The sequence below is a fragment of the Lacrimispora xylanisolvens genome, assembly GCF_002934545.1.
GTDB classification, from domain to species: domain Bacteria; phylum Bacillota; class Clostridia; order Lachnospirales; family Lachnospiraceae; genus Lacrimispora; species Lacrimispora xylanisolvens.
In genome coordinates, this window is the sequence record NZ_PTJA01000001.1 from 609,745 (window position 1) to 630,970 (window position 21,226).

General features: G+C 38.7%; 16 protein-coding genes. 13 read left to right on the forward strand and 3 right to left on the reverse strand.

The genetic code is table 11. The features are described from left to right. Nucleotides 1-17 precede the first annotated feature (17 nt). From BXY41_RS02875 to BXY41_RS02910, 8 genes are all read left to right on the forward strand, one after another. Nucleotides 18-725: a nucleotidyltransferase family protein gene (locus BXY41_RS02875; protein WP_104434363.1), complete on the forward strand. Its 708-nt coding sequence runs from the start codon at nucleotides 18-20 to the stop codon at nucleotides 723-725. Continuing rightward, nucleotides 722-1,795: a GHMP family kinase ATP-binding protein gene (locus tag BXY41_RS02880; RefSeq protein WP_104434365.1), complete on the forward strand. Its 1,074-nt coding sequence runs from the start codon at nucleotides 722-724 to the stop codon at nucleotides 1,793-1,795. The genes BXY41_RS02875 and BXY41_RS02880 overlap by 4 nt, the downstream gene beginning before the upstream one ends. Nucleotides 1,796-1,832: 37 nt before the next feature. Then, entirely contained in the window at nucleotides 1,833-2,411 is a 579-nt protein-coding gene (gene gmhB, locus BXY41_RS02885; protein WP_104434367.1) for a D-glycero-beta-D-manno-heptose 1,7-bisphosphate 7-phosphatase, read from the forward strand. A gap of 5 nt (nucleotides 2,412-2,416) precedes the next feature. Beyond that, the gene (locus BXY41_RS02890; RefSeq protein ID WP_104434407.1) at nucleotides 2,417-3,052 is read left to right on the forward strand and encodes a D-sedoheptulose-7-phosphate isomerase; all 636 of its coding nucleotides are present in this window, start codon (nucleotides 2,417-2,419) and stop codon (nucleotides 3,050-3,052) included. Nucleotides 3,053-3,076: 24 nt separating this feature from the next. Beyond that, nucleotides 3,077-4,909: a hypothetical protein gene (locus BXY41_RS02895; protein ID WP_104434409.1), complete on the forward strand. Its 1,833-nt coding sequence runs from the start codon at nucleotides 3,077-3,079 to the stop codon at nucleotides 4,907-4,909. A gap of 17 nt (nucleotides 4,910-4,926) precedes the next feature. Beyond that, the gene (locus BXY41_RS02900) at nucleotides 4,927-6,303 is read left to right on the forward strand and encodes a hypothetical protein (protein WP_104434411.1); all 1,377 of its coding nucleotides are present in this window, start codon (nucleotides 4,927-4,929) and stop codon (nucleotides 6,301-6,303) included. 15 nt (nucleotides 6,304-6,318) lie between these two features. Next, nucleotides 6,319-7,251 (forward strand): glycosyltransferase family 2 protein, encoded by a 933-nt coding sequence (locus BXY41_RS02905; RefSeq protein WP_104434413.1) that lies wholly within the window; start codon nucleotides 6,319-6,321, stop codon nucleotides 7,249-7,251. A 69-nt stretch (nucleotides 7,252-7,320) separates the two neighbouring features. Continuing rightward, nucleotides 7,321-8,205 carry an Rpn family recombination-promoting nuclease/putative transposase gene (locus BXY41_RS02910; protein WP_104434415.1) on the forward strand — a complete coding sequence of 295 codons (885 nt, stop codon included), beginning with the start codon at nucleotides 7,321-7,323 and terminating at the stop codon, nucleotides 8,203-8,205. Nucleotides 8,206-8,272: 67 nt separating this feature from the next. Here BXY41_RS02910 and BXY41_RS02915 read toward each other — a convergent pair whose 3' ends face one another. The 3 genes from BXY41_RS02915 to BXY41_RS02925 all read right to left on the reverse strand — a co-directional run bounded on the left by BXY41_RS02915 (nucleotide 8,273) and on the right by BXY41_RS02925 (nucleotide 13,265). Further along, the gene (locus BXY41_RS02915; protein ID WP_104434417.1) at nucleotides 8,273-10,099 is read right to left on the reverse strand and encodes a GH25 family lysozyme; all 1,827 of its coding nucleotides are present in this window, start codon (nucleotides 10,097-10,099) and stop codon (nucleotides 8,273-8,275) included. Nucleotides 10,100-10,228: 129 nt separating this feature from the next. Next, nucleotides 10,229-11,320 carry a PspC-like choline-binding domain-containing protein gene (locus BXY41_RS02920; protein WP_104434419.1) on the reverse strand — a complete coding sequence of 364 codons (1,092 nt, stop codon included), beginning with the start codon at nucleotides 11,318-11,320 and terminating at the stop codon, nucleotides 10,229-10,231. Between the two features lie 118 nt (nucleotides 11,321-11,438). Continuing rightward, nucleotides 11,439-13,265 (reverse strand): phosphotransferase, encoded by a 1,827-nt coding sequence (locus BXY41_RS02925; RefSeq protein WP_104434421.1) that lies wholly within the window; start codon nucleotides 13,263-13,265, stop codon nucleotides 11,439-11,441. A gap of 468 nt (nucleotides 13,266-13,733) precedes the next feature. Here BXY41_RS02925 and BXY41_RS02930 point away from each other — a divergent pair, with 468 nt between their 5' ends. The 5 genes from BXY41_RS02930 (at nucleotide 13,734) to BXY41_RS02950 (ending at nucleotide 21,214) form a co-directional block, all read left to right on the forward strand. After that, entirely contained in the window at nucleotides 13,734-15,425 is a 1,692-nt protein-coding gene (locus tag BXY41_RS02930; RefSeq protein ID WP_104434423.1) for a PspC-like choline-binding domain-containing protein, read from the forward strand. Between the two features lie 118 nt (nucleotides 15,426-15,543). Further along, a complete protein-coding gene (locus BXY41_RS02935) occupies nucleotides 15,544-17,100 on the forward strand; it encodes an O-antigen ligase family protein (protein WP_104434425.1) in 1,557 nt (518 codons plus the stop codon). A 1,034-nt stretch (nucleotides 17,101-18,134) separates the two neighbouring features. Beyond that, a complete protein-coding gene (locus tag BXY41_RS02940; RefSeq protein WP_104434427.1) occupies nucleotides 18,135-19,517 on the forward strand; it encodes an exopolysaccharide biosynthesis polyprenyl glycosylphosphotransferase in 1,383 nt (460 codons plus the stop codon). A 63-nt stretch (nucleotides 19,518-19,580) separates the two neighbouring features. Beyond that, entirely contained in the window at nucleotides 19,581-20,426 is an 846-nt protein-coding gene (locus BXY41_RS02945) for a glycosyltransferase family 2 protein (RefSeq protein ID WP_104434429.1), read from the forward strand. Further along, nucleotides 20,423-21,214, forward strand: a complete 792-nt coding sequence (locus BXY41_RS02950; RefSeq protein ID WP_242980022.1) for an ABC transporter permease — start codon at nucleotides 20,423-20,425, stop codon at nucleotides 21,212-21,214. Before BXY41_RS02945 ends, BXY41_RS02950 begins: the two co-directional genes overlap by 4 nt. The last annotated feature ends 12 nt before the right edge of the window (nucleotides 21,215-21,226 follow it).

The window sequence follows — 21,226 nt, forward strand, 5'->3', positions numbered from 1 at the left end:
CAAAGGAGGACATTAAGATGCAGGCAGTTTTGCTGGCAGGCGGGCTTGGTACCAGACTGCGATCCGTAGTAAGTGACCGGCCAAAGCCTATGGCGCTGATAGAAGAGAAGCCTTTTATGGAATATGTGGTGAGACAGCTTATCCGGTATGGCGTGACTGAGATTATCTTTGCAGTAGGATATAAAGGTTCTATGGTAGAAGATTATTTTGGAGATGGTTCCAATTGGGGAATCCGTGTTTCTTATGCTTACGAGGAGGAACTGTTAGGAACGGCAGGAGCCATAAAGAATGCCGGAAAACAGGTGACAGAAGACATGTTTTTCGCCTTAAATGCAGATACCTTCTATCAGATCGACTGCAGCAGCTTTACGGAACTGATGGAGGAAAAGGACCTTGATATGGCTCTTGTTCTCCGGAAAGTTCCTGATGTATCCCGCTATGGACAGGCGGTTTTAGAAAACGGCCGTCTGACCGCCTTTGATGAAAAGGTAGAAGAGTCTAAAGAAGGAACCATCAACGGCGGTTTTTATTTAATAAAACGAGCTCTGTTAGAGACCATACCGGAAGGAAAGGTATCTCTTGAGCATGATATGATTCCACTATGGCTTTCGGAGGGAAGAAAGCTTGGAGGCCTGGTAAATGATGGCTATTTCATTGATATCGGAATTCCGGAAGATTATTACCGTTTCATGGAAGATGTTAAGGAAGGAAGGGTGATTATATGATAATCAGAGGACGTGCCCCCCTGCGTGTCAGCTTTGGAGGTGGAGGAACTGATGTTGCTCCCTTCTGCATCGAGCAGGGAGGAGCCATAATCGGCAGTACCATTAACAAATATGCATACTGCTCCATTGTTCCCAGACAGGATGACCAGATCATCGTCCATTCCCTGGATTTTGACATGACAGTCAAGTATAATACAAAAGAAAATTATGTATACGATGGACGGCTGGATCTTGTTACGGCTGCCTTAAAAGCAATGGACATCAAACAGGGCTGCGAAGTTTACTTACAGTGTGACGCGCCTCCCGGATCTGGTCTTGGAACTTCTTCTACTGTGATGGTAGCACTTTTAACTGCTATGGCAAGATGGAAAGGTGTGGAGCTGGACAGCTACGCCATGGCTGATCTTGCTTATCAGGTGGAGAGAGAGGACCTTAAGATTGACGGCGGATATCAGGATCAGTATGCCGCAACCTTTGGCGGTTTTAATTTTATAGAATTCCACGGACGCAATAACGTGGTAGTGAATCCCCTCAGAATTAAAAAGGAAATCATTCATGAATTGCAGTATAATCTTCTGCTTTGCTATACAGGAAATGTTCATGTATCTGCCAACATTATCAAAGATCAGGTCTCAAACTATGAGAAAAAGGATCCATTTGAGGCGATGTGTGAAGTGAAGGCGCTTGCTTATGCCATGAAAGATGAACTCTTAAAGGGCAACTTATACAGCTTTGGCAAGCTATTGGATTATGGCTGGAAAAGCAAAAAGAGGATGAGCAGCAAGATTACCACTCCACAGATTGATGAACTTTATGAAGAGGCCTTAAAAGCTGGTGCACTGGGCGGAAAGCTTCTTGGAGCCGGTGGCGGCGGATTTTTACTGGTTTACTGTCCCTATAATGTGCGTCATAAAGTGGCTGCAAGGATGGAAGCGGCTGGTGGACAGCTGACTGACTGGAACTTTGAGTTACGAGGTGCCCAAAGCTGGATAACGGATGAAGCGAGATGGGATTATCAGGACGTTAAGGTTTCCATACCGGGCGGACAGTATCATTTTAATTTAAAATAAAACGTGAAAAAAACAGGCAGCAGAGGAAGGGATAAGAATGGATAAAATAGTTTTTTTAGATCGGGATGGGACAATTAATGAAGAAGTGGAATATTTACACAAACCTTCGGATTTAGTGATTCTTCCCGGTGTCTCTGCTGCATTAAAACGATTAAAGGAACAGGGGTTTCGTCTGGTAGTTGTGACCAATCAGGCGGGAGTTGCCAGAGGGTATTACAGCGAGTCGGATGTAGAACAGCTGCATGAATACATGAACCGTCTTCTTGCAAAAGACGGAGCAGAGATAGACCGCTATTTTTACTGCCCTCATCATCCGGTTCATGGAATCGGAGAATATAAACGATCCTGTCATTGCCGCAAACCGGATATCGGAATGTTTGAGATGGCAGAGAAGTACTTTAAGGTGGACAAGTCCCATTCCTACATGATCGGAGACAAGCTTCTGGACACAGAGGCGGGGCGCAGATATGGTGTAAAATCTATTCTGGTAGGTACGGGATATGGAAAAGAATTATATAACGGCCTGGCGGAAGCAGAAAAAATGGCAGCATTCGATGCTTATGCAGAAGATATGACATCGGCAGCAGAATGGATCTTAAAAAGAGAAGGAGTGTGAGCTTGATGGAACCCATGAATTATTTGGAGGAGCTTCTTACACGTTATCCGGTATTAACCAGTGTTAAGGATGACATAAAGGAAGCTTATGAGATTCTTGAGAACTGTTATAAAAACGGAGGAAAGCTTTTAATTGCCGGAAATGGTGGAAGCTGCGCGGACGCGGAGCACATCGTCGGAGAATTAATGAAGGGCTTCGTAAAACCCAGAGCAGTATCAGCAGAATTTGCAGAAAAGCTTACCGGGGCAGATCCGGTTCGCGGTAAGGAACTTGCAGATAAACTTCAGGGAGGACTTCCAGCCATTGCCTTAACAGGCCACCCGGGACTCTCCACTGCTTATTTAAATGATGTAGACGGAAATCTAATCTATGCTCAGCAGACATACGGCTATGGAAAAGAGGGCGATGTTCTTCTTGGCATTTCCACATCAGGAAATTCAAAAAATATTATGTATGCCATGACGGCAGCCAGGGCAATCGGTATGAAAACCATTGGCCTGACCGGAAGAGATGGCGGTGAGTTAAAAGAGACGGCTGACGTATCCATCGTGGTGCCAGAGAAAGAAACCTTTAAAATTCAGGAGCTTCATCTGCCAGTATATCATGCATTATGTCTGATGCTGGAAGAACGGTTTTTCTAATATTTACGGGAAAAGGAGGAAAATATGGAAGAGAGACAATGGATGGGTAAGGAAGCGTTATGGAAAAACGAAGTCATTGCAGCTCTGCTTTTGATTTCCTTTGCCTTTTTCATTAACAGAGGCATTAAAATAAATGGACTTTATATGGATGATCTCTATCTATGGTCCTGTTATGGGGAACAAACCTTTCGACAGTTTGTAATTCCACTTGGAAGTACCCGGTTCCGCTTTGTTTATTATCTGGCGGCCTGGCTGGAAATGATGGCTCTGGGAAGTCATACGGAATGGTTCGTGCCCTTTAATATTCTACTAAACAGCTGTATTGCGTATACCATATACCGTTTTGGGAAACGTCTTTCCCATCGGTGGTTTGTTGGATTGGGCTGCGGAATCTTATATCTTCTTTCCAGAATGTCTTACTATCAGATCAGCCAGGTATACGGTCTTATGGAAAGTATGGCTCTTTGGATGGCAATCGGAATCCTCTACTCTTTGTACCAGTATTTATCCGGAGAAAAGCAGAACGATCGATATATCTGGACAGCGGTTGGGCTGTATTTTAGTGTTTGCTTTGTCCATGAACGTTATATGGTTCTTCTTCCTTTGTTTTTCATTGCATTCCTAATGAAAAAGGAAAAAAAAGTTACCTATTGGCTTAGCATAACCGAAGCATTTCTGGCAGTTCAGTTTATCCGTTTCCTCACCATTGGAAGTATTTCTCCTGCAGGAACCGGAGGAACTACAGTAGCCGATACATTCAGCGTATCTCAAAGCATCCGATATGCATTCGACCAGGTGCTTTATATATTTGGAGTCAATGCAGGTCCTGATTATTTAAGCGGTTTAAGCTGGAGCCAGTCGCCCTCCTGGGTTCGGGTACTTGTTATGCTTGCCAATTTATCTCTTGTGATCATGATTGCAGGATTTCTAATCGTGTTATTTAAAGAAAGAGAAAAATTAAAACTACGGCTTCCGATTATTACATTATTTGTTGTATTCATAGCCCTGTGCATTGGATCTTCAAGTGTCACCATCCGTGTGGAAACCAGATGGATCTATGTATCCATGACTGCCGCATGGCTGTTTGCCGCGTATTTATGCGGAGAAACAGTACCGCTGAAAGAGGGACAGATACTTACTGCAAAACCTCTTTTGTATTGCGGTCTTTTTGTGCTTTATGGACTTTTGATGCTCCCAGTTGAAAGTTTTTACCGTGGGGAATACCCTAATCTTTACTACTGGTCCTCTCAGCTTAGATACAATTCTCTGGCAGAAGAGACTTATGGAAAGTATGGGAACAATATATTCGGTAAAAAGATCTATATTATCGGAAATACTTATGAAATGAGTGATTTCACAGCCCGCACCTTTTTTAAGACCTTTGACAGCAAACGTCTGGCGGAAGGAACTGAAGTTATATTTATCGATTCCATCAGAGATATTGGTCTTGTTACTCCCAACATGCTGATCCTGCGTGAAGATCCGGAGCACAATGCATTCCAGGATGTGACTGCATTTGTGAAAGATCTGAAATTTCAGCGTGTTTACGGCAGCTATGAAGACGGCTGGCTTGATGAAGATGCAAAGATCAGAATCATGGCAGGCAAAGAGGGGAAGATCAAACTGAAATTCTATTATCCCGGAGTGATAACCGGACTGGAACACATCACCGTTACTGTAGAAGGAAAAGATAAGACAGTTGTTTCCATTGATTCCAGCACTGCGACTGCGCAGATCGATGTCCCTGCGTATAAAGTATCAGAATTAAGGTTTGAAAGTAACTTTTTTTACCAGGCAGCATCGGAGCAGCGGAGCGATAAGCATCTGGCTGTAGTAGCTGAAATTACAGCCGATTAAGAGACAGAGGTGAGACGATGAAGCAAAAATACCGATACTATATAGTCCCTCTTCTGGGAACCATATTCTGCCTCTGGTACATCTTTTCGGCAAGCTGCGACGGGATTTACTCAGACTATGTCCGTCTGGTAAACAGCTATCTTCCTGATGTGTTTGATCCGGGACGCTTTTTTGTACCGGATATCCTGACTCGGATTCCAGTCAATTATGTGGCAAGAATTATAAATGTTACCTTTTTTGATTACAATATCATGTTTGATCGAGTACTGGGGGTACTGGCACTGGGACTTTCCGGTGCCGCCATTACTGCCTATTGCGTCCGGAAAAAGCTATCTTTTGGCTGGTTTCTGGTGCTCATGTTTGTACTGTTTAGCCTGAATAAATGGGAGATGTTAAATAACGGAAGCGGATTTGCTCACTTTCTGTCATTTGCCCTTTTTTACTGGCATTACGAAGTTTTTGATCGGGTGTGGAATGGGAGTGACCGGGTATATGACCGGATCTGCCTGATTGTAATCCCGTTTGCAACAACCCTTCTTGTAGCAGGGCCATATTGTGCGATCTATTCCGTTACCGTACTTTTATCCTGTGTCATGCTATTTTTTCATCAACGGAAAAAACGGGAGATCTGGCCAGCCATATATGGACTTAGTGCCCTGACTCCGTTTCTTTTGTATCTGTGGAGCAACAGCTATGCAGTGGAAGACCATGCGGCACCTGCGACTGTGTCACTTCTTACACAGCTTATGGACACTCCTGGATTTTTTGTCCGATTTTTTGTCAAATCATTTTCTTCCATGGTAATTGAAGGAGAGAGGGCAGAAGAAATCTTTCGCACCAATGGTCCATTCCTGTTTTTGGGTATTCTGGTGATAGCATTCTATGCGATTGCGTTGTGGTATAACTGGTATTACCGCCTTTATGAAGAAACGATTTTACCGGTGCTGCTTATTATATCTGGGGGATTGAATCATGTGCTGATCGTACTGTCCAGATGGATCTTTCTTCTGGAGAATTACGGACTCAGCTCCAGGTATGCCCTCCAGTTTCAGACTGGCATACTTGGTATTATACTTACCTTTGCACTGCTTTTCAGAAAGAAGAGATACCGGGTTGGTTTTGCTGCGAAACTGGTGGCTGGAATTGCCTGTTTTGTATTTTTAGCAGGAAATTGTTATACCAATTATATTGAGATAAAAAAAGCCCCCCATAGGCTTAATGCTTATGAAAAACGGGCTGAAATGGCTTTGAAGTTTGAAGAACTGACTGACGATGAGCTCCGGGCTAATTTCGAATACCGACCCAGCAGAGAGGACAGCGGGCAGAAAGTTAGAAGTGCACTGACTATATTAAAAGAAAATGGTTACAGTGTATTTCGAGAGGGAAACCAGTAGCTAAGGAGCAAATATATGAAAAAGACATTATCGGTGGTTGTATCCTGTTACAATGAAGAACTGGCTCTTGACCGGTTCTACGAGGAAACAGCCAGCATTTTGAAGAAACTAAGCTGGAAATATGAACTTATCTTTGTTAATGACGGAAGCCAGGATCAGACTCTTTCTGTACTTACCCGGCTGTCCCAGTCAGACGAAAGGGTAAAGGTAATAAGCTTTTCCAGAAATTTTGGACATGAAGCAGCCATGATTGCAGGTCTGGATTACAGTCAGGGTGACGGAATTGTGTGTATGGATGCAGATTTGCAGCACCCTCCGGAATATTTACCTGAGATCGTGAAAAAGCTGGAAGAGGGCTTTGATGTGATTAACATGGTACGTACCAGAAATGAATCTGCCGGCTGGTTTAAAAATATTGCCTCCTCTGCATTCTACCGTCTGATCAATGTGCTTTCTGATGTTAAATTTGAGCCCAATGCTTCCGATTTTTTTGCGGTTTCAGGAAAAGCGGCAAAGGTATTGAAAGACAACTACAGAGAAAAAGTTCGTTTTCTAAGAGGATACGTACAGAATATCGGTTACCCCAGAACCACAATCGAATATGAAGCAAGAACGAGAGTTGCAGGCGAAAGCAAATATAGCATAAAGAAATTAATCGCATTTTCTGTAAATACCATTATGTGTTTTTCCAATCTCCCTTTGAAACTCGGGATTTATGCTGGCTGCGGTGCAGGTATTCTGGGAATTATCATGATGATTTATACCATATGGAGTTGGGCAAGAGTAGGAACGCCCAGCGGGTATGCCACCATTATCGTTCTTATGTGCTTTATGTTTGCAGTCCTGTTTTTGATCGTTGGAATTATTGGAAATTATATTGCGATCCTGTTTGCGGAACTAAAGGACAGGCCGATTTATATTGTTGAAGAGACGAAAAACATTCATTGATTCCTTTTTCCCGGAATGATATAATGATCTTAGGATTATTATTGTTCCCTGGAGAGGGAAAGGATACCAATGACAAAGTATAAACCGTATGAGCAACTTGAACTTACGGACGATTTTATGTTTTCCTATGTGATGCGCAGCAATGGGGAATTGTGCAGACATCTGTTGGAAAGCATATTGAATTTCCCCATAGACAGAATTGATTTTATCAGTTCACAGGAAACCATTGATACTTATGCATTTTCTAAGGGTGTAAGACTAGATGTATTTGCTAAGAGCGGTAACAAAAGTTTTGATGTAGAACTTCAGACGTCAAACAAAAGAGATCTTCCACAAAGAAGCAGATATTATCAAAGTCAGATGGATACTGCCATGCTTCAGAAAGGTCAGATGTATCGGGAATTGGGTAATAGCTACATTATATTTCTCTGTACCTTTGATCCCTTTGGATATGGACAGTATATTTACAGTTTCCAGAACAAATGCACAGAGTTGCCAGCGATACCGCTGAATGATGGAGCTTACAAAGTATTTGTCAATGCCCAGGGGACCCGCGGTGCAGTCGGAGATGAATTAAAAGAATTTCTATTATTTCTGATGTCTCCTAGCAGATTTAAGGCACGGGATAACGGTGAGTTGGTTAAGAAAGCAATCATTGGTGTGGAAGAAGGACGTAGAAATGATGAATGGAGGTTGATTTATATGACGCTGATGACCAAGTTTGATGAACTTCTGGCAGAAGGGAAGGAACAGGGGTTAGCTGAAGGACGTAGAGAAGGAATGCGGCAAGGAATTCTGGAAGGAAGACAGGAGGGGGTGGTGGAAGGTGAAGCCCGATTTGCACGTCTTACTGAAATTCTGTTGTTAGAAGGTAAAATGGCGGACTTGCAAAGGTCCATTTCTGATACGAAATTTCGTGAGCAGCTCTACTCAATATATAAGTTATACAAGTGAACATAAAATCAAAGAATAAGAGAGACCTGGGATTTTCCAATTCCCAGGCCTTTTCCTATATTATCATTTAATGTATTCCAGGCCCAATCTCTTTGCCTGGAGCAGTTTCACTTGCTGTTCCTGCATTACCTGAGTTCGTGTTACCTGACCCGGTAGAGTTATTTTGTGGAGTTGTACCAGGTGCAGCAGATTGTGTTTCACCAGTAGTCTCCTGAGTAGTTTCAGCAGGAGTTAAGGTGCATACACCGCTTGCATCAGCAGTATAGGAAACACCATCAACCGCAAATGTTTCTGATACTTTCATCTTACCGTCAGACGGATTTAAATAATACTGTTTGCCGTTAACAGTTATCATACCCGAAGCCATAGCCCCGCTATCTCCGAAATAATACCAGCTTCCGTCTACCTGTCTCCAGCCAACGGTCATCTTACCAGACGAGTTGCTTAAATAATACTTAGCGCCACGGTCATCAAGCCACCCAGAATGCATCTTACCATCGCTCTCCATGTAATACCAGCTTCCGTCTGCATTGACCCATCCGCTGCTCATGCTGCCATTGGTATTAAAGTAATACCAGCTGTTATCCAGCTGCTTCCATCCAGAAGTGGCACTGCCGTCTTCCGCCATGTAATATTTGGTCATCCCATCTGTATGCCAGCCAGTCACCATGGAACCGTCATTATTTAAATAATATCGTTTGTTATTTAAATCAAGCCAACCAGTTGACATAACACCACTATCCTGTAAGAAATACCGTTTTCCGTTGAGATCCATCCATCCGGTCTTCATCTGGCCTGATGTGTCGCTCATGTAGTAATGCTGCCCGTTTAGATCGACCCATCCGGTAGCCATGGAACCGTCAGAATTTAAATAATATTTAGCACCATTGTCCATAAGCCAGCCAGTATTCATGGAGCCGCTTGCATTGAAGAAATACCATTTGTCAGAAAGCTGTTTCCAACCAGTGAACATCCGTCCATTGGTATCATCGAGATAGTAGCGCTGTCCATCCTTATCAAACCAACCGGTAGAAGCCTGTCCTTCATTATTCATATAAAACCAGCCCGTTCCATCATTGATCCAGGTATTCTTTTGCATGGAGTAATTCTGGTAATAGTAGGTCTTATCTCCGATTTTTCTCCAAAGATTACCTGGAAGCTTGGGTGTTAAATCCTGATACAGAAAGTCAATATCCACATTTCCGTTAATTCCCTGAATCTGTCCGGTGCTGGTTACCTGCCACATAACCGGATTCTGGAACGTATGCTTTGCTTCATAGCGGGCAACCCAGATGTCATATTTCATCTGAGATAAATCAATCTTATTTGACAGCCAGTAATCATTGGCATAGACAAGGGGATGATACCCGGCTTCTCTTATTCGGTCACAGAACGCATTGATGATCTGGCTTACCTGATAGGGCGGAAGAGTACCCAGTGTGGAACTGTCTTCTGCGTCAAAGGCAATAGGAAAAGAAATGGGGTAATCCTTAACTAAATCCAGGACAAAATCTGCCTCTGCTCTTGCCATATCGGTAGTGGTAGCCAGAGAATAGATATAGGCGCCTACCTTCAGTCCAGCTGCTGAGGCCCCCTGTACATTTGTGTGAAAATTAGGATCAGTCACACCTTTGGAACGGGTTCCAAGCATTACGAAACTGACATCATTTGCAGCAACCGCTGTCCAGTCCACATTTCCCTGCCAGCGGGATACATCAATTCCTCTGGCAATTGCTTCTTTAATCACTGTGCCGTCTTTTAACTGATAGTAACCATTAACCCGTTCATAAGGCGCTGCCTGAGTGCTCATAGCTGGATAGAATCCGGCTGACATGCCGATCAAAACGCTGAGTGCAGCTGTGGCAAAACGCATGCTGATTTTCGTGTGTCTCAATGTAATATCCTCCTTTGTTTCTTAAGTATCAATAATACAATCATATATGTACATAAAAAGACCAAAAAAATAAGTGTGGGCATCTGCGGAAAAGTGCAGATACCCACACAGAAAAAATCCGGTTAATGATCAACCTGGTCCGCTGGTTAATCCAGGTGATAACTGATAGGTACCGCTGCCGGAAGAATTAGATGTTCCACCCGGCGTGTCATTGGACTGACTGGTGGGAGGGCTGGTTAAATTATTCGCTCCAGTCGATGATCCGCCTGGTCCTCCGGAATTCGTTGTAGAAGAACCTCCTGGGGCGCTGCTGTTGCTGTCGGTGCCTCCGGGAGTATTGCTGTTAGAAGAACCCGTCGGTGTACCGGAAGAGCCGTTCTGATATGCTCCGTTGGAAGCGAAGCTATAGCTCTTTCCATCTATTGTGAGTGTAGTATTCGCTGCCATCTTTCCAGTTGAAGGATCGAGATAATAATATACACCCGAAAGCTGAATCCAACCGGTAGTCATATGTCCTGAGTCGCCGAAATAATAGTAGGCACCTTCAATCTGCTTCCAGCCATGAGCCATCTTACCATTGCTGGTATCCATATAGTACTTATTGGTACCGTCACTGAGCCAGCCAGTCATCATCTTACCTAATACTGATTTGGAATCGGCATTCAGATAATAGTAGGCGTTGTCAATCTGTTTCCAGCCGGTTATCATCTTTCCGTCAGAACCGAAATAAAACCAGTCATTACCAACCTGTCCCCATCCGATGACGCAGGTACCGTCTTCCTTAAAATAGAACCAGCCATTATCCATATCTCTCCAGCCGGTAGCCATGGCACCGTCACCCTTCATATAGTAGTAACTGTTGCCTATTTTAAGCCATCCTTTTACAAGAACTCCGGTATCGTCCATGAGATAATAATACTTTCCGTTGTCCTTGATCCACTTGGTAGCCATAGATCCATTAGAATGGAAATAATACCAGTTTCCATTAATCTGCTTCCAGCCTGTCGCCATGATACCGGTAGTTAAATCAAGATAGTAAAACGTGCCGTCAGATGTCTTAACCCAGCCTTTATGAACGGATCCATCCGCATCAAAATATTTCCACTGAGAACCTTCCTTAACCCAGCCTGTCGCAGCCCAGGCTGTATTAGCTGGTATCAAAGCTGCGGTTCCTATCAGTCCTGCAAGCAGCAGAGCCGCTGTTTTCTTTCCGTATCGCATACCGTTCTCTTCCTCCTGTTCCAGCTATTTCTATATTACACATAGAGACATTATAACATAGTGCTAATCATAATACCTAAACATTTTATTACGATTTGCAGACAAATTTCCAAAAATGTCAAATATTCGGAAGCTCCATACATTTCTTATAGTATGTTTTTGCATATCGATACATGATTATGGTGTATTCGCCAAATTCCTCTCCCAGAAATGCTTTATAAATAGCCCAGAGACTCCATAAAAAGCCACCCAGAGCCATGTAAGCATAAACCGTATAGCGTTCTTCCGTGGTTGGAGTCCGCTTTAGATATATTTCAATCAGCCGATCAGTTTCTTCTTCATTATAATAGGAATAGATTGCGCACATGGATATATCGACAAGTGGATCACACATGCCCGCATATTCCCAGTCGATGAGACGAACGGTTCCATTGGGAAGCATTAAGAAGTTGTCCACTACCGTATCCAGATGAGACAGAACTTTTTTATGTCCCAGTTTCTCTAATTTATTTAGCAGCTCGCACATCTGGCTACGGACATCTGAATAATCCTCAAAGGGAATCGCTCCATATTTTCTGCAGAGATTTTCATAAAAATCAATCCGTTCCTGGAAATCAAAGGTGTGAGATACCTCAATTCCAGATTTATGAAATTCCCGTACAAGAGCCATACAACGTTCGATCTCTTCAAGGCTATTGGGGTTGGCATTGTGAGCACCTTCATAATATTCTGCAATTTTATACCCTGTCTCACCATTAAAGTAGATAACCTTTTCTGTAATATCATATTGAGATAACGCATCATAAACTGCCTTCTCCTGTTGTCTGTTAATCAGCAGTTCCGTACCGGGGCCGGGGATTCTGCAGATATAATGGCGGTCTTTGATCTTAAACAGGAAGGATTTGTTGGTCATACCTGCTTTTAAACATCTGATCTCCGTGATTTCAGATTCAGGAACAGAGAAAACCTTGGAGACCAGCTCCAGAGCTTCATTGTCAGAGCGGTGCTGATACTTGATATCGAACCGGCGCAGTTCTTCCAGATTTTCAAATTCATACACTTCGTCAGCTGGTCTCCGGTTGATATACAGCTCAATTTCACGTCCAGCTTCAGAAAATTCAGGAAGACGTTTTGCAGTTTCACCTGAGAGCATCTCCATTAAGACATTTTCCCAATAAAACTGTTCGGTTCCGGGAATCTCATAATAAGCTTCCAGTACAGGCAGAAACTGGTCTGAGAAGGACTTGGAGAAAAAGACGGGACCATACATCACCCATTTGTCCTGCCCACCAACTGTTACATTTAAAATGCGTCCTTTCTTATTATAATCAAAACACCATTCAGAAGTTTCCCCTTCCATATAAGAGGAGGAGTACCACGCGCCTCCTTCGTAGGAGTGATACATATTATGGCGCATCCAGTTATCAGAGGAGAGGAGGTACATATTTCTGTTTTTGAATAACTCCCTGGCGTGGTAAATGGTAGCCAGAGTATTCTTTTTAGAGTATTCAGGATTATAAAGAAGCTTAACCTTATATTTATCTATAAGGTACTCGAATTTCTCTTTCAGGTATCCGACTACGATTGTGATGTCATAGATACCGGATTCATGAAGCTGTCGGATCTGGCGTTCGATCATGCGCTCACCAAATACTTCTAAAAGTCCTTTTGGCGTTTCAAAAGTCAGTGGAACAAAACGAGATCCGAAGCCGGCAGCAATGATTACGGCGCCATCAACTTTATGTTCATTCAGAAGTGCTTTTCCGGCAGGAAGGAGTTCGTAGGATTCATTCATCTTACCGGGTGCGATTAATTCTATTTCAATACAGTCCTTAACCAGACTGTTTGCGGTACCGAGTGAAACCATAAGTTCCTGTGATATCTCTCTTTGTGTGACCGCCGGATTTTCCAGAATCAGACGGCAGATAATAACATTACGATTCATAGTAAAATAACCTCCACATATATTAAATTGGGTATAATCTGATGTTCAAAATTATAATTGTGTAAATTTATATGAACATTATACCATTGAACTGGTAAAAATCAATAGATGATTCACGTTGCAAAAATTGTAGAAAATGCAGATAAAATAAGGATTTTAGCTTCAAATTAGGCTTGTGTATTTTAAAAAAACAATTTATCCTAAAAAATGCCATTCTGTAATAATTCTGTAAGAAATTGAACAGATAAATGTTATAGCATTTTTACAAAAAATGTATTATAATGTTCCATGTGATGGAGGAATTGATAGCTTCTTCCGAAATTGTTAATATTTTTTTGAATATGCAAAATATGCAAAAAAAGTAAAAAAAGTATTGATAATTTCCATTATAGGAAGTATAATTACCTCGTAATGCTATTAGGAATTTCAGAAAGTATTTCAAAAAGAAAAAAGGAGAGTGCATTAATTATGAGAAAGCAGACTAAATTAGTTGCTGTTTTATCTACAGCAGCACTGCTTGCAGTAGGCGCTTCCATGACCTCTTTCGCAGCAACTGGCTGGCAGGAAGAAAATGGTACATGGGTATATTACAGCAAGAGCGGAGACAAAGAAACAGAGAAGTGGGAGAAATCCGGCGACAACTGGTTCTACCTTAACGAAGATGGTGAGATGACTACCGATAAGATCGTTGAATATAATGATCAGTACTACTATGTAGACGAGAACGGTGCTATGGTAACCAATAAGTGGGTTTCCGTTGAGAATGAAGATTATGATGGAAGCAACTCTGATGATCCAGTAAATAACTGGTATTACTTCGGTTCTAACGGTAAGGCTTATAAGACAGCTAGCTCTACCAACACTGCTACATTCAAGACCATTAATGGTAAGAAATATATCTTTAATGATGAAGGCAAGATGTTATATGGTTGGATCAATGCTGAAGGTCAGAGAGAAACTGGCGATGAGAAGTGGCGTGATGGCGTTTACTATTGCGGCGATGAGAATGATGGAGCACAGGCACTTGGCTGGGCTTCCCTTGATATCGTAGATAATAACTACACTGATGACGATGCTCCTGGTGTAAGCAGTAGCAGAGTTTTCGATGATGAGAATCAGACTCGTTGGTTCTACTTCAATACTAATGGTAAGAAGTATGTTAGCAAAGATGGTAAGACTATTAACGGTAAAAAATACAGCTTCGATCAGTATGGCCGTATGAATGCAGAATGGGTTGCTTTCGGTGCAACACCTACTACTGCTACTATAGCATCTGCTGGTGCTGGTATTACTGCAACTTATGGTTCAGCTGAATATACAGATAACTGGAGATATTTTGGCTCACCTGAAGATGGAGCAAGAATTACCAAGGGTTGGTTCAAGGTAGTTCCTGATTATTATCTGAATACATCTAAATATAACGATGACGAGGATTCTTGGTATTATTCAGATCGTAATGGTAATTTAGTTGCTGGTAAAATCGAAACAATCAATGGCAAGAAATATGCATTTGATGAGTTCGGTAGAATGAAAGACGGATTAAAGTTTATCAAGTTTAAAGATAACAGCAAAACTCAGATCGCTGAAATTTTAGGTGATGATAATGATCGTCTTCCATTTGATACAGAGGATAACTTTAAAAATAATGCTCCTCAGTTAGATGCAGAAGGATACTATTGCTATTACTTCGGAAATGGCGATGATGGATCTATGAAGACTAATAAGCAGACTATCTCTATTGATGGAGAATCTAATACATTCTTATTCAATAAGTCTGGTGGCTGGAAAGGCGCTGGTAAGACAGGCGTTGATAATAAGAAGTATTATCAGTCTGGTAGAATGTTAGCTGCTAGTAAAGATGATAAATATTCTGTTGTTAAAGAATACACTATTAATGTAGATGGCGTTGATCATACCGTTTATACTCTGTTAACAACTGATGATTTCCTTAATAATGAGTCAGCTGTAACAAAGAATCGTGTAACAAAATCAGGATATAGCGATTATCAGGAGATTACCATTGCTTCAGGCGCTAAGTACTACTTAGTAAATACAGCTGGTACTGTTCAGAAGAGCAAAAACAAAGCAAAAGATGGTAACGATAACTGCTACAAAGTCAATGGTAGCGGCACAATTGAAGCTGTTTTTGTAGAAGACTAATTTTATATTAATTATAAAGTTGAGAAAGGGTAAGGTTCTTAGAACCTTACCCTTTCTTTTTGAGAAATAAAGTGGTATACTTAAACAACAAATATTTGACAGGAAAGGAAAATAGGGTATGTCAATAAATACTTATAATGAATTAAGTGAAAAGCCAAATTTTTTATCAATCTTACTTAACATATATATGATCTCAATTGGTGTAGGTCTTCCTCTGGTTTTTAGACATTATTACTTTGACATTCTTCAATTTAAGTATTACTATTATTGCTTTTGTACGATTGCAATGTTGGTATTGGTAATGACCTATTATATTATGGAAAAAGTCAAGACCGATCAGAGCTATTTGCATAATACAAGCAGAATTAGAAAAAAGTTATCACTAGTAGACTATTTCGTAATAATTTACTGGTTTATAGCTATTTTATCAACGCTTAATTCAGATTATCTCTATGAGTCGTTTTGGGGTAATGAAGGAAGATTTACTGGACTTTTTTTGATTTCCTGGTATGTTCTGTCTTATTTCTGCGTAAGTAGACTTTGGAATTTTAAAGAATGGTATTTAGATTTAATTCTAATAGCAGGTTTTTTAGTATGCTTGTTTGGAATAACAGATTATTTTAGATTGGATATTTTTGGGTTTAAAGTTAACATGATACCTGACCAGAAAGACATCTTTACTTCAACGATTGGAAATATAAATACCTATACGGCATATGTAGGTATAATAACGGCGCTATCAACAGTTCTTTACGCTAAAGAAAACAGATCCACGCATTTGATGTGCTACTATATTTGTATGGTTACAAGTTTTTTTGCAATTATCATGGGGGTAAGTGATAACGCTTATTTAACTTTAATGGCGTTATTTGGTCTATTGCCTATTTTCTTATTTCTAAATATGAGAGGCATTAAAAGGTATTTTATTATCATTACAACATTTTTTTCTGTAGCGCAATGCATTGATTGGATAAATTATAAATTTAGTAATCAGGTTATAGGAATAGACAGTGCTTTTAAACTTGTGCTAGAATTTAAGTTTTTACACATTTTGGTCATAATACTGTGGTCATTATTATTATTATGGCATATTTGGGATTTAAAAGGTAAAAATAAGTTATTTGAATTGGGTAATGTAATGGTATATATATGGATTGGTATAATTACAATTACATCATTAATTATCATTTTTATTTTGCTTGATTGTAACATTGCTGGACATGCATCAAAATATAATGGTCTTAGTAATTATTTTGTACTTAATGATGATTGGGGAACACACCGCGGTTATATATGGAGAAATGGGTTGGAATGTTTCTCAAAACTAACTTTTTGGAAAAAAATGATAGGCTATGGCCCGGAAACATTTGGAATATTAATATTGAAAGCTACAGCAAATAACAAATATAATGAAATATTTGATAGCGCTCATAATGAGTACTTACACATGCTTATTACAGTAGGAGTTTTTGGATTGATATCTTACTTAATTTTTGTTTTTTCTATTATAAAAAAATGCTTTAAACATAAAGAAAATAATTATTTAATGGCAATTGCATTTGGTATTATTTGCTACAGTGCCCAAGCATTTGTTAATCTTAATCTCCCTATTGCTACACCTATATTTTGGCTTTTGATTAGTATGGCTAGTGCAAAACTAAATCATGCAGAGTAAATGTATTAAATTTATATTATTTATAAGAGAAGAGAAGGTAAGGTTCTTTGAACCTTACCCTTTTTAAAATTATGGTATATGTAAAATATTTTAGATTAAGCTTTTATAGTAAATGTTTTAAAAGTAAACGGTAAAACGTTCGTACCTTAACAGTAATACCGTATTGCTGGCGGCACATACTTGTGAACTGGCTACAATTAACTAGACAGAAATTTTAAAGGCATATATGATAATCTTAATAAGAAAAGGATGATGCCCCCTATGCCTAAAAACAAAGAACCAAGTCCACGCCGTACATTTACACCTTTATTAAAGCAACAAATCGTTGATCCCTACCGAGGTGGAAAAAGTAAATGCGATATTATCAGAGAATATGATATTGCATATTCACTCTGCAGGCGGATAACAGTAGTCCCTTTAAGGAAAAAGATAGCCGTTCTACAGAAGATGCAGAGCTGATCAGGCTTCGCAAAGAAAACCAGTAGCTTAAGATGGAAAACGATATTTTAAAACAAGCAGCGCTGATGTTAGGGCAAAAGTAAATGCAATCAAGGAAAACCGTGATAATTACGGAACGCGGAATATAATTCAGATCTAAAGGATAGAAATCTAATCGCTTCCGGCCACCGTATCCAGGTTTATACGACTGCCCGGTTCCGTATGCATAAAGATACCTGCAAAGAGTCAAAAATTGAAAACGTTGTTGATTCAATAAACAACTATATAGAAATATTGGTTTAAGAACCACAGATTGATTCTTCACTAGGATATTTGGCAGCGGTGAAGTATAGAATGATCATCCTTAAAAAGTTGTCAATAAAAACTGTTGACAATCCAGCGTGTAGTTTTTAAAACTATATTATCTCAAAAAGATTAATTAGGAGATATTGTTAAATAAGGTATAATATTCATAAAAACTTAAAAAATAACATCTTTTTTTCTAAGGTATAAGATTGTACATACTATAAATATTATGATATACTAATAAGGACTTTGCTACTGATATATTATCTAGATAAATGAAGGTGTAATCAATGAAAATCAATCAGAAATTTAAAAGGCTTATTAGACTTTTTTTTACTTTTGGTATCACATCTATGCTTATTATATTATATAGCTGGACATGGATAGGATATTATAATAAAATTATTGAGTTTCCTTTTTTTCGTAGAGGGAATTGGATGATGATATTTTTATATGGTGTTATTCTAATATTATTTATGAGTATATATGGAGGTTATAAAGTTGGATATTTAAAAAAAGGCAATTTAATTTATTCCCAAGTTTTAGCAGTCATATTTACTAATCTATTTACATATTTACAAATCGCAGTTTTAGATAAGCACTTTTTAAACCCTTTACAATTAATAAAAATGTCGATTGTAGATTTTTCAATTATTATTGTTTGGACTATAGTATATCAATGGTTTTATCGAAAATTGTTTCCGCCAAGAAAAATGTTATTAATATCTGGAGGAAGATCTGATTACCATCTTGCCGAAAAAATAAATTCAAGGGAAGATAAATATGAAATTTGCCAGACAATAAACATACAATATGGAATCGATTTAATCCAGCGAGAAATAATGAATTACGATGGTACTATTATTGGTGATATTTCATCACATGAAAGAAATTTAATTTTAAAATATTGTTATGAAAATTCTATTCGCACTTATAGCGTACCTAAGATATCAGATATCTTGTTAAAAAGTACTGTTGAGTTAAATTTATTTGATTCTCCGCTTTTATTATCAAGAAATGAAGGATTGTCTATTGAACAACTATTTATTAAAAGGCTAACAGATATTGCTGGCGCTATTGTAGGCTTAATTATAACTGCACCACTATTTTTACTAATTTGTCTTTTAATTAAATTTACAGATAAAGGTCCGGCTTTTTTTAAACAAGCCAGGTTAACAAAGGATAATAAGATATTTTATATCTATAAATTCCGCACTATGATTCAGGAAGCTGAAAAGGATGGAGTGGCTCGTTTAGCAGAAGATGGTGATAATCGGATAATTCCAATTGGGCATCTATTAAGAAGAATGAGATTAGATGAATTACCACAGCTAGTTAATATACTCATGGGGGATATGTCTTTTGTAGGACCAAGACCAGAGAGGCCAGAACTAATGCGTGAAATTGTTAATGATATTCCTGAGTTTTCATATAGAACTAAGGTTAAGGCTGGACTCACAGGATATGCTCAGATTTATGGAAAATACAATACTACGGCGTATGATAAACTTAAATTAGATTTAACATATATTAGAAATTATTCATTTCTTTTAGATTTAAAGCTAATATTAATGACTCCTAAAATTTTGTTTATGAAAGAAAGCACTGAAGGAGTAAAAATATCTAAGGATAATATGGTAAAAAAAAATCATGAATATGATATAAATGATTAAATCTATTTATTTTATAAATAATTTTTGTAGTGGGAAATTATAAAATTGAGTGACCGGAGGAATATGAAAATAAAAGATATAGATGTTGAGATGACGAACCCATTTGTTTCGATAATAATGGGAGTTTATAATGCTGGAAAGTCAAATATGTTGCAGCAAGCCATAGAATCAATTTTAAATCAGACTATGCAAAATTTCGAGTTTATTATATGTGATGATGCCTCAACGGATTCTTCATATAATATCTTACAGAGTTATATGCACGATTCAAGAATTGTAGTTATTAAAAATGATAAAAATCGAGGTCTGGCATACAGTTTAAATAAATGTATTTCTATTGCAAAAGGGAAATATATCGTAAGACAAGATGCTGATGATTATTCGGATACATCAAGGTTAAATGTTCTGGTAGAGTATATGGAGAGCCATCCTAATTATGATATTGTAGGTAGTAATATTAAATATTTTGATGAGAGTGGATTATGGGGAAAATATGTATTACCGCAGTATCCTCAAAAGAAAGATTTTTTGTTCACGGTCCCATTTATTCATGCAACTGTTATATTAAAGAAAGAATCTATTTTAAAAGTTGGGGGATACAGAGTTCATAAGGAAACTTTTAGATGCGAAGATTATGATTTGTTTATGACAATGTACAGTAAGGGAATGAGGGGGGCGAATATTCAACGATACCTTTATAATGTGAGAGAGGACTCAGCTGCACAAAAGAGGAGAAAATATAAGTATAGGATAGATGAGGCGAAAGTACGATTATCAGGTTATAGAAAACTGAAGTTACTACCTATAGGGTATTTATATGCGTTAAAGCCTTTACTGGTAGGATTAATACCAACATCATTTTTGAAAGTAATTAAAGACAAATACTATCAAAGAAGGAGTAAAAAGTGAACAGTAATTATGTTATAGATAGAATTAGAGGTTTTATAAAGTATATGCCTCTTTTAAACCAGCTAGTTAAACGAGATATTAAAGTAAGATATCGTAAATCTTTTCTGGGAATGCTCTGGACAGTTTTAAATCCTCTGATGATGATGGGGGTAATGACAATAGTATTCTCCACTTTATTTGAATCTAATATTGAAAATTTTCCCGTATACTTTTTGACAGGTAACTTGATTTTCGCATTTAATTCTGAGGCTACTCAGCAGGCATTGTCATCAATTATTGGTAATTCGTTATTAATAAAGAAAATATATGTACCAAAATATCTATTTCCAGTTTCCAGAGTTGTATCGTGCCTTGTAAACTTCTTCTTTTCATTTATTGCATTGCTTATAGTAATGATTGTAACAAAAGCGAAGTTTTATATAACTATTTTATTAATACCACTACCTATCCTTGCGTTGTTACTATTTACAATAGGATTAAGCTTATTACTATCGTCTATAACTGTATTTTTTAGAGATATTGGTCACTTTTATGGAGTTTTTATTCTGGCCTGGAATTATTTAACACCAGTATTTTATCCAGTCACTATACTCCCAGAAAGGTTCAGGTGGATAGTTAACTTTAATCCCTTATATCATTATATTACGTATTTTAGATTATTAGTTCGGGATGGTGTATTTCCATCATTTGAATTAAACTTGTATTGCTTTGGAATGGGTATAGCAATGTTAATAATTGGTGTTGCTATATTTTGGAAAAAGCAAGATAGATTTATCTTATATATATAAGGATGGAGAGCA